Below are 14,348 nucleotides of genomic sequence, written 5' to 3'. Positions count from 1 at the left end.
CCTGGACAGATCGGGACTCCGACGCTAAGAGTTGAAGCTCACTCGAGGTCAAGGACGATCACCCGGTGACGTACGGGCGCGCGGCACGGGCGTCGCGCAGGGCCACGGCCCACCAGGCGAGCTGGTCGAGCAGGGTCTTCGCTGCCGCCGAGCACTCCGCCTCCTCGAACGGGCGGCCCTCGTCGCCGAACCGGGCCCACGCGCCGTGGAAGCTCACGGTGTCGCGCACCGTGGTCGCGTGCACCTCGGCGAACACGGGCCGCAGGTGCTCCACCGCACGCAGGCCACCCGACATCCCGCCGTAGGACACGAACGCCACCGGCTTGGCCTGCCACTCCGGCCCGTACCAGTCGACGAGCGTCTTCAGTGGCGCGGGATAGCTGTGGTTGTACTCGGGCGTGACCACCACGAACGCGTCCGCGGCCGCCAGGCGCGGAGCCACGGCCGCCACCTGCGGCGGTACCGGCTGCCCGTAGCCGGTCAGCCGGTCCGGCAGCGCGGCGTCGGCGAGATCGAGCACGTCGACCTCCATGTCGGCGTGCTGCTTCGCCTCCCCGACGAACCAGTCGGCCACCGTGGACCCGAACCGGCCCTCCCGCGTGCTCCCGATGATCACCACCAGACGCAGTCGCTCGTCGGTCATGGTGGGCTCCTTCCCCTCGTCGCTGCTGGTGAGAGCGACGCTAGGAGCGAGGAGGGACCCACCGAATCCGTCACGTGACCGGCGCTCCTGATCACCGCGACCCGTACGTGACGGCCGCGGCGGCCCGGAGGTCAGGCGTCGAGGTAGGCCTCCAGGCCGATCCGGCCGCCTTCCCGGCCGAAGCCGGACTCGCGGTAGCCGCCGAAGGGCGCCGTCGGGTCGAAGCGGTTGAAGGTGTTGGCCCAGACCACGCCGGCGCGCACGCGCTGCGCGGTCCAGAGCGCCTTGGCGCCCTTCTCGGTCCAGATGCCCGCGGAGAGGCCGTACGGGGTGTTGTTGGCCTTGGCGACGGCCTCGTCAGGGGTGCGGAACGTGAGCACCGACAGGACCGGTCCGAAGATCTCCTCCCGCGCCACCCGCATCGTCTGCTCCACGCCGGAGAAGACGGTGGGCGGGAAGAAGAGGCCGCGCTCGGGCAACGCGCACGAGCTGGTCCAGCGCTGCGCCCCCTCGGCGTCACCCGCGGCGGCGAGGTCGACGATCCGGTCCAGCTGGGCGCGCGAGTTGATGGCGCCGACGTCGGTGTTCTTGTCGAGCGGGTCGCCCACGCGCAGCGTCTCGATCCGGGCGCGCAGGAGCGTCTCGAACTCCTCCGCGATCGACTCCTGCACCAGCAGCCGCGACCCCGCGCAGCACACGTGGCCCTGGTTGAAGAAGATCCCGTCGACGACGCCGTCGACGGCCTGGTCGAGCGGCGCGTCGTCGTAGACGATGTTGGCGGCCTTCCCACCGAGTTCCAGGGTGAGCCGCCTGCCGGTGCCGCCGAGGCGCCGCTGGATCTCCTTGCCGACCTCGGTGGAGCCGGTGAAGGCCACCTTGTCCAGCCCCTGGTGCCCGACGAGGGCTGCGCCCACGTCACCGGCGCCGGGGAGGACGTTGAGCACGCCGGGCGGCAGCCCGGCATCGGCGGCGATCCCGGCCAGCACGAGCGCGGTGAGCGGCGTGGTCTCCGCCGGCTTGAGGACGATCGTGTTGCCGCAGGCGAGCGCCGGAGCGATCTTCCAGACGGCCATGAGCAGCGGGAAGTTCCAGGGGATCACGGCACCGACCACACCGAGCGGCCGGGGATCGGGGCCCAGCCCCGCGTAGCCGAGCTTGTCGGCCCAACCGGCGTGGTGGAACAGGTGCGCCGAGGCCGTGGGCACGTCGATGTCGCGCGACTCGCGGATCGGCTTCCCGTTGTCCAGCGTCTCCAGCACGGCCAGCTCGCGGGAGCGCTCGGCGACCACCCGCGCGATCCGGAACAGGTACTTGGCCCGTTCGGCCCCGGGCATCGGGCCCCAGACCTCGGTGTACGCGCGGCGGGCGGCCGCCACGGCCCGGTCGACGTCGGCCGGGCCCGCCGTGCCGACCTCGGCGAGCACCTCCTCCGTGGCCGGGTTCGTGGTCTTCAACGGCTCGCCGCCGCCGTCGACGAACTGCCCGTCGAGGAACGGCCGGTAGGCAGGCTGGAGGTTCGCGAGCGCCGCGGACTCGGGGGCGGGGGCGTAGGTCCAGTCCATCAGGCGTTCCCGATCCGGTCGGTGCTCTCGTAGTGCCCGCCCTGCTGGGTGCGGCGCTGCCGCAGCAGGTCGCCGAGCAGGGATGACGCGCCGAACCGGAAGAGCTGCGGGGTGAGCCACGCCGGCCCGGCGACCTCGTTGACCGCCACGAGGTGGCGGATCGCGTCCTTCGCGGTGCGGATGCCGCCCGCGGCCTTCACACCCCGCAGCTCGCCGGTGGCGCGGTGCCAGTCCCGTACGGCCTGCAGCATCAGCTGCACCACGGGCAGCGTCGCCGCCGGGGAGATCTTGCCCGTGGAGGTCTTGATGACGTCGGCGCCCGCGAGCAGGGCGAGCCAGGACGCGCGACGCACGTCGTCGTAGCCGGCGAGCTCCCCGGTCTCGAGGATCACCTTGAGGTGCGCGCTGCCGCAGGCCTGCTTCACCGCGGCGATCTCGTCGTACACGGCGCCGTAGCGGCCGGTGAGAAAGGCGCCGCGGTCGATCACCATGTCGATCTCGGAGGCCCCGGCCTCGACGGCGAGCGCGGTGTCGGCCAGCTTGACCGCCCGCGACGAGCGCCCGGACGGGAACGCGGTGGCGACGGCGGCCACCGCCACCCCCGAGCCGCGCAGCGCCTCGACGGCGATCCCGGCCAGGTCCGGATAGACACAGACGGCGGCCACGGGGGGAACCTGCGGGTGGTCGGGATCGGGGCGGCGGGCCTGCGCGCACAGCGACCGCACCTTGCCCGGCGTGTCGGACCCCTCCAGCGTGGTGAGGTCGATCATGGATATGGCCATGTCGAGGGCCTGGAGCTTCGACTCCCGCTTGATGCTCCGCGTGGCCAGCACCGCCGACCGGCGTTCGAGCCCGACCTGGTCGACACCCGGCAGCCCGTGCAGGAAGCGGCGCAGGGAGGCCTCGTCACGACCGACGTCGCGGAACCCCGGACCGGCAACGCCGTCGCGGGTGTCGACAGGCGCTCGGCCTGCGGTGCGCGCGTCGGGCCGCGGAGCGGGGACGATCGTTGTCACGGCGCTGAGTGTAAGGGCCGCAGGCCCGCGATCGAGGGTCGTCGCCGCTGCCGTCCGGCCTCCCGGCGCGATCACCCCGGAGGGCGCCGGCCGCACTGCTCGATCCTGAACAGCGCGCCGCCCGCCGCGCCGATGGCGCAGCGGGCGACCGCGAGTGGTTGGGGGGAGCGTCCCGTAGCGGGTGGTCAGGTGGAGCTGTGCAGACGGACGACGCCGACAGTGACGTCCTCCAGGCCACCGCGATCGAAATCGCGGCGCAGTTGATCGGCCTTGACTGTTGCCGTCAGGCCGTCGAACGGTCCGTGGGCATCAACCTCTCCGGTCTGAGGGTCGACGGCGAGCACAACATAACCGTCGCACTGCGTAAGCTTCTCCGCCGCAGCGACCAGCGTCGCTTCGTCGGAAGTTGAGTTCTCCGGCACCGGATCACCTCCTAGTCATAAGTACAGCGTCGGGGAGGCCTTCGGCGTGACAGTGTTTGTGGCAGACCACCCATTCGGGTCAGGGTGAATCTGGGAGATCGATCACGGTGGGTACCGACAAGTGGGTGATAGGGCGGTTGAAACGGTGTACACCCGCCACTGACTAGGATCAATGTGTCGATCTTGGCACTCTTAGTCATCATTACCCTCGGTACGGACTTCGCCCCTCGGGCCGCTGCCGACGATGATCCAGAGATGGTCCGGACCAGGTGTTCCGCTGCTCCATCGAACCTTGGACGCCCGTCCACGATGGAGTAGTGCACCCCGGAATGGTTGCGGAATGTGATTGGCCACGAGTCGCGGTCGGGTGTTCGTCTCCCGATGTGGTGACGGCCGGCCTCGACCGGCGCCGGCAACGGGCGGGGGCCGCGGGCGCAGCTCGTCACTGTGGCGCCGGTCACCCTCCGTCCCAGGGTCGCGGACGGTCACCGCGGACCGGGGAGCCGGACCGCCGCGGAGCGGCTCGCGCCGGAGGCCCCGGCTCCGCGAAGCGCCGTCGGCCGGGACGGCGGCAACTGTCAAGATCAGCTCATGCGCTGCCTCCGCACACCCGGCGAGCGGTTCGCCAACCTCCCCGACTTCGCTCTCACTCCCTGCTACGGCGACGTCCCCGATCCCGACGGCGGATCGCTGCGGATGGCCTGGGTGGAGGCCGGCCCGGCGGACGGACCGCCCGTCCTGCTGCTGCACGGCGAGCCGAGCTGGTCGTTCCTGTACCGGACTGTGCTCCCGGTGCTGGCCGCGGCCGGGCTGCGGGCCGTGGCCCCCGACCTCGTCGGGTTCGGCCGCTCCGACAAGCCCACCGAGGTGACCGACCACAGCTACGCCCGCCATGTCGAGTGGCTGCGGTCGCTCGTGTTCGACGTGCTCGACCTGCGCGGTGTCACGCTCGTCGGGCAGGACTGGGGTGGCCTGCTGGGGCTGCGGCTGGTGGCCGAGCACCTCGACCGGTTCGCCGCCGTGGTGGCCGCGAACACCGGACTGCCCACCGGCGACCACGACATGCCCGAGGTGTGGTGGCAGTTCCGCCGGGCCGTGGAGAAGGCGGAGCGCCTCGACGTCGCCCGCCTGGTGCAGGCCGGCTGCCGCACCCCGTTCTCCCCGGAGGTCCGCGCGGCCTACGACGCGCCGTTCCCGGACGAGAGCTACAAGGCGGGCCCGCGGGCGATGCCGCTGCTCGTGCCGACCCGGCCCGACGACCCGGCGACGGAGGCCAACCGCGCGGCCTGGGCGACGCTGTCGCGCAGCGAGATCCCGTTCCTGTGCGCGTTCAGCGACGGGGACCCGATCACGGCGGCCATGGAGCCGATCCTGCGCCGCACCATGCCGGGCGCGGCAGGCCGCGAGCATCCGACGATCACCGGCGCCGGGCACTTCCTGCAGGAGGACGCCGGGCCGGCGCTGGCCGATGCGGTCGTCCGTTTCGTCGGAGGTGCGCGGTGACCGCGCTGCATCCCGAACTCGGGAGCGAGCCGTCCCGCAGCTCCACCGGGGGTGCCGGCTGGGGGTGCAGGCAGCCCGGCATCGGCGCCGGCCTCGCACCCGTCGACAACCGGTTCAGCTGGTTGTCGCCCGGTCCGCTCATCGCCTCGCGCAACGACGTGCTGGCGCGCCGGTTCGGTGACCCCACCGACGGTCAGCGGCGGGAGTGGCTGCGCCGGCTCGACGCCTACGCCGAGGCGGCGGGCGCGCCGCCCCCGCCGCGCGACCGGCTCGTCACCCGCTTCGCCGACCGCGACAGCATCTCCGTCGCGGTGCTCGGCGACCCGGGCGAGGGGGACGCCTCGCAGTACGTGGTGGTGCCGGTGCTGGAGCGGGTGGCGGGGGACACCGACCTCGGCATCGTGTGCAGCGACGTCGTCTACCCGGCCGGTGGGGTGCGCGCCTACCGCGACCGCTTCTACCGGGCCTACGCCGGCTACCGGGCTCCGCTCTACGGCCTGCCCGGCAACCACGACTGGTACGACGGGCTTACCGGCTTCATGACCACCTTCTGCGACGTGGCGCCCGACGTGGGGGAGCCCTCGCCCGACGTGCCCGGCCCGTGGTGGAAGCGGGTGGTGCGCCGGCTGCTCTGGCGGCACGCGCCGAAGGCCACCGCACAGGACGTCGCCGAGATGCGCTGGTACCGCGACGAGGAGTCGCAGCAGGCGGTGCAGCCGGGGCCGTACTGCGCGATCGACGCCGGTCCGGTGCGGCTGGTGCTCATCGACGTGGGGATCGACGGCCACATCGACCGCGACCAGGGCGACTGGCTCCGGGAGGTGTCGGCGGGCGACCGCCCCAAGATCCTGCTCACCGGGAAGCCCCTCTACACCTACGCCGACGCGCAGCCGTGCCCGATCGAGGGCGGCGGGTTCGTCGACGACATCGTCACCGACCCGGCGAACAACTACGTCGCGGCGATCGGCGGGGACGACCACAACTACCAGCGCTACCCCGTGCGGCAGCCCGACGGGCGCACGATCCTGTACCTCGTGGCGGGCGGCTCGGGCGCCTATCTCTCGGCCACCCACCAGATCCCCAACGTGGACCGGCTCGCGCCCGCCGTCCACGAGGAGGACTTCCGCTGCTACCCGCTGCGCGGCGACTCGCTCGCCCACTTCAGCAGGCGCTACGACCGAGTCCTCGGCCTCGGGCTCGGCCGGTTGGTGATCTCCCCGGACGACGCGACCACGCTGATGGCCGAGCGGGTGGGCATCACGCCGCCGCGGGCGGGCTCGGCCACCGTGCCGGCCAGGGAACGCCGTGCCGCCGACTTCATCTTCCCGCTGCCCGCACGGGGGACGGCGCCTGCGCACAACCTGATGTCGGTGCTGTTCGACTCGAACGCCGTGCCCCAGTTCAAGAGCTTCCTGCGGCTCGACGCCACCGGCGAGGAGATCGTGGTGTCGTGCTGGGCCGCCACCGGCTGCCGGGAGCACGAGATGGACCCGGTGCTGGAGGACCGGATGCGCGCCACCCGGCAGCCGGACGGCCGATGGGCCTGGACGAGCGAGACCCCGGGCCGTCCGGTGCCGTGACCCCCGCCCGCGAGTCGCCCGTTCCTACCCCGCGAGTCGCCCGTTCTGCGTGCGCGAGTCGCCCGTCCCGGGACCCCGGTCAGGCTGCTCGCGGCGCCCGCCTGCGCAGCCCGGCCATGGTGAGAACCGCGCCGATCACCGCGCCGACGAGCGGGACGACCAGGCCGGCCCGGAGCCCGTCGAGCACGGCCTGCGGGGAGTCGCCCGCGGTGTTGCCGACGATCACCGCCGCCACCACCGCCAGCCCGACCGCCGCGCCGAACTGGAACGAGGTCGTCAGCAGGCCGCTCGCGAGCCCCTGCTCGTGGTCGGCGATCCCGTCGGTGGCGGCGATCGTGAGCGGCCCGTACGCGAGGGCGAACCCGACGCCGAGGACGAGCAGCGCAGGAAGCATCGCGACGAAGCCCCAGTCGAGTCCGACCGGCAGGAACAGCAGGTAGGCGACGGCCGCGAGGACCAGCCCCCCGGCGGCCACCTTCGCGTTGCCGAAGCGGTTCACCAGCCACGGGGTGAGGGTCGGCGCGAGCACGGCGTCGATTCCGGCCACGGCGAGCGCCAGACCCGTCTCGACCTCCGACCAGCCGCGCAGCTCCTGCAGGTACAGCACGACCGTGAACTGGAACGCCATGAACGAGCCGACGAGCAGCAGCGCACCCGCGTTCGCCCGCAGCAGCGGGGCGGAACGCAGGATCCCCAGCCGGACCAGCGGGGCCACGGACCGGCGCTCGACCAGCACGAACACCGCGAAGAGCGCGAGGGTGCCCGCGAGTGTGCCGACAGTCGTCAGGGCCCCGACGTCGGGCGCCCGCACCACCGCGACCACGAGCAGCAGCATCGCGCCCGTCAGGGTGGCCGTTCCGGCGACGTCGAAGCCTCCGGAGACGCGGACCGGCCGTGCCTCCCGCGGAACGAGCAGCAGCGCGGCCACCAGGATCGCCGCGGCCATCAGCACGGGCGCGAAGAACACCCACCGCCAGTCCACGGCGGCCAACAGCCCGCCGACCACCATGCCGAGCGAGAAACCGCCCGCTCCCGCCCCGGCATAGACGAGGACGGCCCGGTTGCGGGCCCGGCCCGCGGCGAACGTCGTCGTGATGATGGACAGCCCGGCGGGCGCCATGAACGCCGCGGCCACCCCGGTCACGAAGCGGGCGAGGACGAGGACCCAGGCCTCGGTGGCGAGCCCGCCGAGGCCGGAGAAGACCACGAACACCACGAGCCAGGTGAGGAACATCCGGCGCCTGCCCAGCAGGTCGGCGGCCCGGCCGCCCAGGAGCACGAACCCGCCGTAGCCGAGCACGTAGGCGCTCACCACCCACTGCAGCGCACTGGTGGACATGCCCAATTCGGCGCGGATCGACGGCAGGGCCACGCCCATCATGGAGACGTCGATGCCCTCGAGGAAGATCGCGCCGCAGAGGACGAGCAGCAGGCCCCACGCGCGGCCGCTCATGCGCTCGTGGAGCCGGGCCGGCGCGGGCGAGGACGTGGGTACGGGCACCGAATTGCTCCATTCGTCGGTTCTGTCTTGTAACCGACCACATCGTGAGTCACCATCGGGAAGCGTGGAAGAAGGCACTTCGAAGTCACCGACGCACTGCTGCGATACCGGACCACCGCACGAGGACGCCGAGGGGCGCTGGGACGCCCACCAGTGGGACACCCGGGAGGACTGCGAGGTCCGCCAGATCCTCGACCGGGTGGCAGACAAGTGGTCGCTGCTGGTCATCGCTCTGCTGGAGCGGCGCAGGCTGCGCTTCACCGAGCTGCGCCGCGAGATCGACGGCGTCAGCCAGCGGATGCTCACGGTCACCCTGCGCCAGCTGGAGCGCGACGGGCTGGTGCGCCGCACCGTGTACCCCGTCGTCCCGCCGCGGGTGGACTACGAGCTCACACCCCTCGGCTCCACGCTGCACGAGACCATCCAGGCGCTGGTCACCTGGACCGAGGCCCACCAGAACGAGATCGCCGCCGCCCGCGCCGCCTACGACGCGGCGCAGGCCGCACCGGCGCCGTGACGGGACGGACAGGACGCCCGTGCCGTCCGGTTGGTCGGCGCTAACCTCTCCGCCATGGACGTGCAGGTCGTCGACCACCCACTGGCCAAGGCTCGGCTCTCCGAGCTGCGCGACGCGCGCACGGACAACCCCACCTTCCGCGCCGCGTTGCGCGACCTCACCCTGATGCTGATCTACGAGGCCACCCGGGACGCGCCGCTGGCCTCCGCCCCGCTGCACACGCCGGTGGCGCGCACCCTGGGGTTCCGGCTGGCCAACCCGCCGCTGCTGGTTCCCGTCCTGCGCGCCGGGCTCGGCATGGCGGACGCCGCGCTCGGGTTGATGCCGGAGGCGCAGATGGGGTTCGTCGGGCTCGCCCGCGACGAGGAGACCCACCAGCCCGTCCCGTACATGGAGTCGCTGCCGGACTCGCTGCAGGGGCGCCCGGTGTTCGTGCTCGACCCGATGCTCGCCACCGGCGGCTCGATGGCGCACACGATCCGGCTCCTCACCGAGCGGGGCGCCACCGACGTCACGGCGATCTGCGTGCTGGCCGCGCCCGAGGGTGTCGAGCACCTGCGGAGCAGCGGCCTCCCGGTACGGGTGATCACCGCCAGCATCGACGAGCGGCTCAACGACTCCGCGTTCATCGTCCCGGGCCTGGGGGACGCGGGCGACCGCCAGTTCGGCGCGGTCTGACCCGTCGGCCGGTTACGGCGCCGCCGCGGCCCACCCGGCCGTGACGGACCGGAGCGCGTCCTCGAACCGGGACTCCGCGCCCGGCGGGAGCAGGCCGCGCAGCTGCAGGCACACCCAGCCGTGGACGGTGGCCCACAGTGCGAGGGCGGCGGTGGCCGGGTCGAGGTCGGGCCGCAGCGCGTCATCCTCGACGGCCCGCTGCACGAACTCGCGCAACGGGGCGAGCGCGGCACCGCTCGCGAGCTCCTGCGGGTCGCCGTCGAACACCACCTCGAACAGGTGGGGCTGCGCGAGCGCACCCTGCCGGTAGGCGAGCGCCAGCTGGACCAGGTCGTCGAGCGTGTCGTTACCCGGCGGGACGGCCAGGTGAGCGCGGAACCGGCGCAGCGCCTCGTCGAACAGGGCGGTCAGCAGCCCGGCCTTCCCGCCGAACAGCGAATAGACGGCGGTGGTGGACGTGTCGCATTCGGCGGCGAGGGCGCGCAGGCTCAACGCCGGCATCCCGTCGGCCGACACGCGCTCCAGCGCGTGCCGCAGCAGCCGGTCCCGCAGCGCCTCGTCGTGGACCTTGGGCCGAACCATCGGCGCAGGCTAGCCGAGCCGCCCCGTCAGCCCTCCAGCAGTTCGTGGACCTCGGCGCGCAGGGCGTCGAGGCGCCTGCGAGCGGCGGCTTTCGCCTCGGCCAGTGCTGCGGCGTGCGGTACCGGCTCGACCACCTCGAGGTAGGCCTTGACCTTCGGTTCGGTGCCGGACGGGCGGATCACCAGCCGTTCGCCGTGGCGCCGCAGGACGAGGACGTCGGGGGCGGGCCGCTGCGCCGACCATCCTGCCGGCGTCCCGGACCGGAGCCGCTCGACGAGGGCGTCGCGGGCTGCCGGGTCCCGGCGCACCGACACCCCCTCGGTGCGGTGCACCCCGTGCGCGACGGCCAGCTCGTCGAGCCGGTCGGCCGGTCCCTGGCCCGCTGCCTTCAGCCCCGCCGCCAGGTCGCAGGCCAGCACCGCGGCTGCGATGCCGTCCTTGTCGCGCACCGCGTCGGGGTCGACGCAGTAGCCGAGCGCCTCCTCGTAGCCGTACACCAGCCCCGGGCCGCCCCGGACGATCCACTTGAAGCCGGTCAGGGTCTCGGCGTACCGCGCCCCGTAGGCGGCGGCGAGCGGCCGGAGCATCGACGAGGAGACGATCGTGGTGGCCACCAGCGGGTCGTCGTAGGGCACACCGCGGGCGGCGCCCGACCGCAGCAGGTGGTCGCCCAGCAGCACGCCGGTCTCGTCGCCGGTCAGCATCCGCCAGCCGCCCCCGGCGTCCGGCACGGCCAGCGCACACCGGTCGGCGTCGGGGTCCAGGGCGATCGCCAGATCGGCGTCCACCTCGGCGGCGAGCGCGAGCAGCGCGTCGGTGGCCCCCGGCTCCTCCGGGTTGGGGAAGGAGACCGTCGGGAAGTCCGGATCGGGAGTGGCCTGCGCGGTGACGACGTGGACGTCGGTGAACCCGGCCCGGTGCAGCGCGTGCACCGCGGTGGCCCCGCCCACCCCGTGCATCGGCGTGAGCGCCACCCGCAGCTGCCGGGCCGTGCCGCGCGGCAGCCGACCGGCGCGGTCCAGGTAGGCCTCCGTGACGTCCACGGTCGTGGCGGTGGCGGCGGTCGGGACGGACACCGCGGCCGGAGCTGCGCGGATCGCCGCCTCGATCTCTGCGTCCGACGGGGGCGCGAGCTGCGCGCCGTCGGCCAGGTAGACCTTGTAGCCGTTGTCCGCAGGCGGGTTGTGCGATGCCGTGATCTGCACGCCGGCCACGGCGCCGAGCTCGCGGACGGCGAACGCCAGCACCGGCGTGGGCAACGGCGCGGGCAGGGTCAGCACCCGGAACCCCGCGCCGGCCAGCACCTCCGCCGCCGCGGTGGCGAACGCCTCCGACCCGTGCCGCGCGTCGCGGCCGACCACCACCGGCCCCGAGTCCCCCCGGCGGGCCAGCCACGCGGCCAGCCCGGCGGTGGTCCGGCGGACCACGGCCACGTTCATCCCGGCCGGCCCCGCACGCACCGGGCCGCGCAGCCCGGCGGTGCCGAAGCGCAGCATCCCCGCCATCCGGTCGCGCAGGTCGTCCACCGCCCCCGGGGTGCCGACCATGGCCGCGGCCAGCACCCGCTGCAGCTCCGTGCGCGTCAGGGGGTCGGGGTCGTCGGCGATCCACCGCGTGGCCGCGTCACGCAGGTCGGGCGGCAGGGTCACGAGCGGGCGATGAGGTCGCGCAACAGGGCACCCATCCGGCCTGCCGACGCCGCACCCGCGGCCAGCACCTCGTGGTGGTCGAGCGGCTCGCCGGTCATCCCGGCGGCCAGGTTGGTGACGAGCGACAGCCCGAACACCTCGACGCCCTCGGCGCGCGCCGCGATCGCCTCCAGCACCGTGGACATCCCGACGAGGTCGGCACCCAGCCCGCGCAGCATCCGGATCTCGGCAGGTGTCTCGAAGTGCGGACCCGGCAGACCGGCGTAGACACCCTCGGACAGCGACGGGTCGATCTCGCGGGCGAGCGCACGCAGCCGTGGCGAGTAGAGGTCGGTCAGGTCGGTGAAGCGTGGGCCCACCAGTGACGAGCGGCCGGTCAGGTTCAGGTGGTCGGAGATCAGCACGGGCTCACCGACCCACATGCCCTCCCGGATGCCGCCCGCCGCGTTGGTGAGCACCACGGTGCGGCAGCCGGCCGCCGCGGCCGTGCGGACGCCGTGGGCGACCGGGTCGGCGCCGTGGCCCTCGTAGAGGTGCGTGCGGCCGAGCAGGACGAGCGCCCGGTGCTCTCCGACGGGTACCGAGCGGATCGTGCCGCCGTGCCCGGCGACGGCGGGGGTGACGAAGCCCGGCAGATCGGCCATCGCGATCTCGTGGGCGGGGTCACCGATGATGTCGGCGGCAGGCCGCCAGCCCGACCCGAGCACCACGGCCACGTCGTGCTTGTCCACTCCGGTGGCTGCGGCGATGGCCGCTGCGGCGGCGACGGCGGGTGCTGGGGAGACCTCGACGCTCATGGGCCGAGCCTAGTGCGGTGGCCACGGACGTTGCCGGGTTGATCGCGGGATCCAGGTGGTTCCTCGCAAGGCGCCGCCCGCAGCTCATACCGGGGTATTTGCCAGGGCGGCAACGCCGCGAGGGGCCGCCTGGGCCCGCGAGGAACCCGGTGGACGTTTGTGGCCACCGCACTAGCGACCGATGGTGACGTCAGGCGGTGGCGAGGGCGGAGCCGCTCACGGTGCGGTGTCGGCCGACGAGACGGTGGCGGTGGTGAACGGGGACTGCCCGGCCAGCAGCCGCGTGGCGGTCCACCCGCCGATCGCACCGGCCACCACGACCGCCGCTCCCGCGACCACCAGCCCGACCGCGGCCATGCCCGTCACGGGCGGGGCGGCGGCCGAGTGGCGCCGGGAGGCCGTGGCGGCCACCGGCCGGACCGGGGCGGGCTGGCGGGTACGGGCCGGCGGCAGGGGGCCCGGCGACGTCGCCAGCGGGGCCGGCTCCACGAGGTGGCGCGCGCCGGTCGGCGCAGGCGGCAGGGGAGCCGGGCGACCGGCGCTGAACTCGGCGCGCTCCGCGGCGGTCGGAACGGGGAGACCCGCCCCGATGGTGGGCGCGTCGGGGGAGCCAGGGTAGAGCGGGTCGTCCGGGTCGTCGATGAGCGGCCGCAGCCGGTGGCGGACCTCGTCGAGCGGCATCCTCGCGTCGGGGTCCTTGACCATCAGTGCCATGATCACGTCGGCCACCGCGCTCGACGTGCGCGGCCGCGGGACCTCGCCGTCCACCACCTCGGTGATCGTGGACACCGGGTCGCCGTGCACGTCGTAGGGCGGGCGCCCCTCCAGCGCCGCGAAGAGCGTGGCGCCGAGCCCCCACAGATCCGCCGCCGGCGTCACCGGCTGGCCTGCCGCCACCTCCGGCGCGATGTAGGCGGGGGAGCCGAGGACGAGCCCCACGCTCGTCATGGGGGCGTCGGCGATGTTGCGGGCGATGCCGAAGTCGGTGAGCTTCACGCGGCCGTCGTCGGCCACGAGCACGTTGCCCGGCTTGACGTCCCGGTGCGTGATCCCGCTGCGGTGCGCTGCCCGCAGGCCGCCCGCCGTTGCGAAGCCGACCACCGCCGACTGCTGCAGCGTCAGCGTGCCCTGCTCGCCGATCATCGTCGCCAGGTTGCGGGACGGCACCAGCTCGAGGACGACCACCGGTGCGCCGTCGACGTCGACCACGTCGAACACGGTGATGATGTTCGGGTGCGACAGGCCGCCGAGGGCCCGCGCCTCACGCATGATGCGCTCGCGTGCCTCCGCCGCCTCCTGCTCGGGAACACCCGGCGGGACCTTTAGCTCCTTGACCGCCACCCGGCGCTGCAGCACCTCGTCGTAACCCGCCCAGACGGTGCCCATGGCGCCGCTGCCGAGGAGATCGGACAGCCGGTACCGGCCGCCGATCAGGCGCACGTGCTGGCCCTCCGGGCTGTCCTGCGACACGTACCCATTCTCCCCGGCCCGCGCAGGAGCGGCGCTGGCGGCCCCCGCGTACGCACCGGGATTGCTCCCGGGTTGCTCCCGAAGGGGGGAGTTGACCCCTGTGGGTGTGGGTGGTTGTTGAGAGGTCCAGCATGGCGACACTGCGTGCCGCATGGGCGTTCGACGAGCGGCGACGAGCGGTGTCAACCCCCGTTCGCCTCAGCTTCCGGCGACCGTTCGTCACAGTCCGCGTGCCCGCCCGCAGCAGATCCGCAACCCCTCGGCGCGGATTCCGGCCCCTGATGCGTTTCCGGTTGGAACACCGCCGTCCGGGTGAGCACGATGGCTAGATGCACGACAGAGCAGCCTCAATGCGCGCACCGCTGACGTTGCGCGCTGCGACCGGTCCTCGGGGGACCGCTGCACGCGGTGGTGTGCGGTGACCTTGC

13 protein-coding genes are annotated in these 14,348 nt (G+C 73.6%); 4 read left to right on the top strand and 9 right to left on the bottom strand.

Features of this window, described 5'->3' with window-relative positions:
• Positions 1–58: 58 nt before the first annotated feature.
• The 4 genes from ACQPZA_RS32025 to ACQPZA_RS32010 form a co-directional block, all read right to left on the bottom strand.
• Entirely contained in the window at positions 59–643 is a 585-nt protein-coding gene (locus ACQPZA_RS32025) for an NADPH-dependent FMN reductase (protein WP_433275778.1), read from the bottom strand.
• A gap of 131 nt (positions 644–774) precedes the next feature.
• Complete coding sequence (locus ACQPZA_RS32020) at positions 775–2,208, bottom strand: aldehyde dehydrogenase family protein (RefSeq protein WP_433283083.1); 1,434 nt, start codon at positions 2,206–2,208, stop codon at positions 775–777.
• On the bottom strand, positions 2,205–3,101 hold the full coding sequence (gene deoC, locus ACQPZA_RS32015) for a deoxyribose-phosphate aldolase (RefSeq protein WP_433283081.1): 897 nt from the start codon (positions 3,099–3,101) through the stop codon (positions 2,205–2,207). Before deoC ends, ACQPZA_RS32020 begins: the two co-directional genes overlap by 4 nt.
• Before the next feature lie 305 nt (positions 3,102–3,406).
• Complete coding sequence (locus tag ACQPZA_RS32010; protein ID WP_169395244.1) at positions 3,407–3,643, bottom strand: hypothetical protein; 237 nt, start codon at positions 3,641–3,643, stop codon at positions 3,407–3,409.
• Between the two features lie 591 nt (positions 3,644–4,234).
• On the opposite strand from ACQPZA_RS32010, the gene ACQPZA_RS32005 reads away from it, so the two are divergent.
• Positions 4,235–5,146: a haloalkane dehalogenase gene (locus ACQPZA_RS32005; RefSeq protein ID WP_433275777.1), complete on the top strand. Its 912-nt coding sequence runs from the start codon at positions 4,235–4,237 to the stop codon at positions 5,144–5,146.
• Positions 5,143–6,726 (top strand): metallophosphoesterase family protein, encoded by a 1,584-nt coding sequence (locus ACQPZA_RS32000; RefSeq protein WP_433275776.1) that lies wholly within the window; start codon positions 5,143–5,145, stop codon positions 6,724–6,726. The genes ACQPZA_RS32005 and ACQPZA_RS32000 overlap by 4 nt, the downstream gene beginning before the upstream one ends.
• 79 nt (positions 6,727–6,805) lie before the next feature.
• Here the strand turns inward: ACQPZA_RS32000 and ACQPZA_RS31995 are convergent, their stop codons facing one another.
• Positions 6,806–8,227: an MFS transporter gene (locus ACQPZA_RS31995; protein ID WP_433275775.1), complete on the bottom strand. Its 1,422-nt coding sequence runs from the start codon at positions 8,225–8,227 to the stop codon at positions 6,806–6,808.
• Between the two features lie 64 nt (positions 8,228–8,291).
• Here ACQPZA_RS31995 and ACQPZA_RS31990 point away from each other — a divergent pair, with 64 nt between their 5' ends.
• A complete protein-coding gene (locus ACQPZA_RS31990; RefSeq protein WP_433275774.1) occupies positions 8,292–8,744 on the top strand; it encodes a winged helix-turn-helix transcriptional regulator in 453 nt (150 codons plus the stop codon).
• A gap of 54 nt (positions 8,745–8,798) precedes the next feature.
• Positions 8,799–9,422, top strand: coding sequence for a uracil phosphoribosyltransferase (gene upp, locus ACQPZA_RS31985; RefSeq protein WP_169395247.1), 624 nt, complete (start codon positions 8,799–8,801; stop codon positions 9,420–9,422).
• Positions 9,423–9,434: 12 nt separating this feature from the next.
• On the opposite strand, the gene ACQPZA_RS31980 is transcribed toward upp, so the two are convergent.
• From ACQPZA_RS31980 to ACQPZA_RS31965, 4 genes are all read right to left on the bottom strand, one after another.
• Positions 9,435–10,004: a TetR/AcrR family transcriptional regulator gene (locus ACQPZA_RS31980; RefSeq protein ID WP_433275773.1), complete on the bottom strand. Its 570-nt coding sequence runs from the start codon at positions 10,002–10,004 to the stop codon at positions 9,435–9,437.
• A 26-nt stretch (positions 10,005–10,030) separates the two neighbouring features.
• Positions 10,031–11,653 (bottom strand): phospho-sugar mutase, encoded by a 1,623-nt coding sequence (locus tag ACQPZA_RS31975; protein ID WP_433275772.1) that lies wholly within the window; start codon positions 11,651–11,653, stop codon positions 10,031–10,033.
• Entirely contained in the window at positions 11,650–12,450 is an 801-nt protein-coding gene (locus ACQPZA_RS31970) for a purine-nucleoside phosphorylase (RefSeq protein ID WP_433275771.1), read from the bottom strand. Before ACQPZA_RS31970 ends, ACQPZA_RS31975 begins: the two co-directional genes overlap by 4 nt.
• Before the next feature lie 216 nt (positions 12,451–12,666).
• Positions 12,667–13,920 carry a serine/threonine-protein kinase gene (locus ACQPZA_RS31965; protein ID WP_312859021.1) on the bottom strand — a complete coding sequence of 418 codons (1,254 nt, stop codon included), beginning with the start codon at positions 13,918–13,920 and terminating at the stop codon, positions 12,667–12,669.
• Positions 13,921–14,348 lie beyond the last annotated feature (428 nt).

Source organism: Pseudonocardia xinjiangensis, from assembly GCF_050948425.1.
Lineage (GTDB): Bacteria > Actinomycetota > Actinomycetes > Mycobacteriales > Pseudonocardiaceae > Pseudonocardia > Pseudonocardia xinjiangensis.
This window is presented reverse-complemented; position numbering and strand designations above follow the sequence as displayed.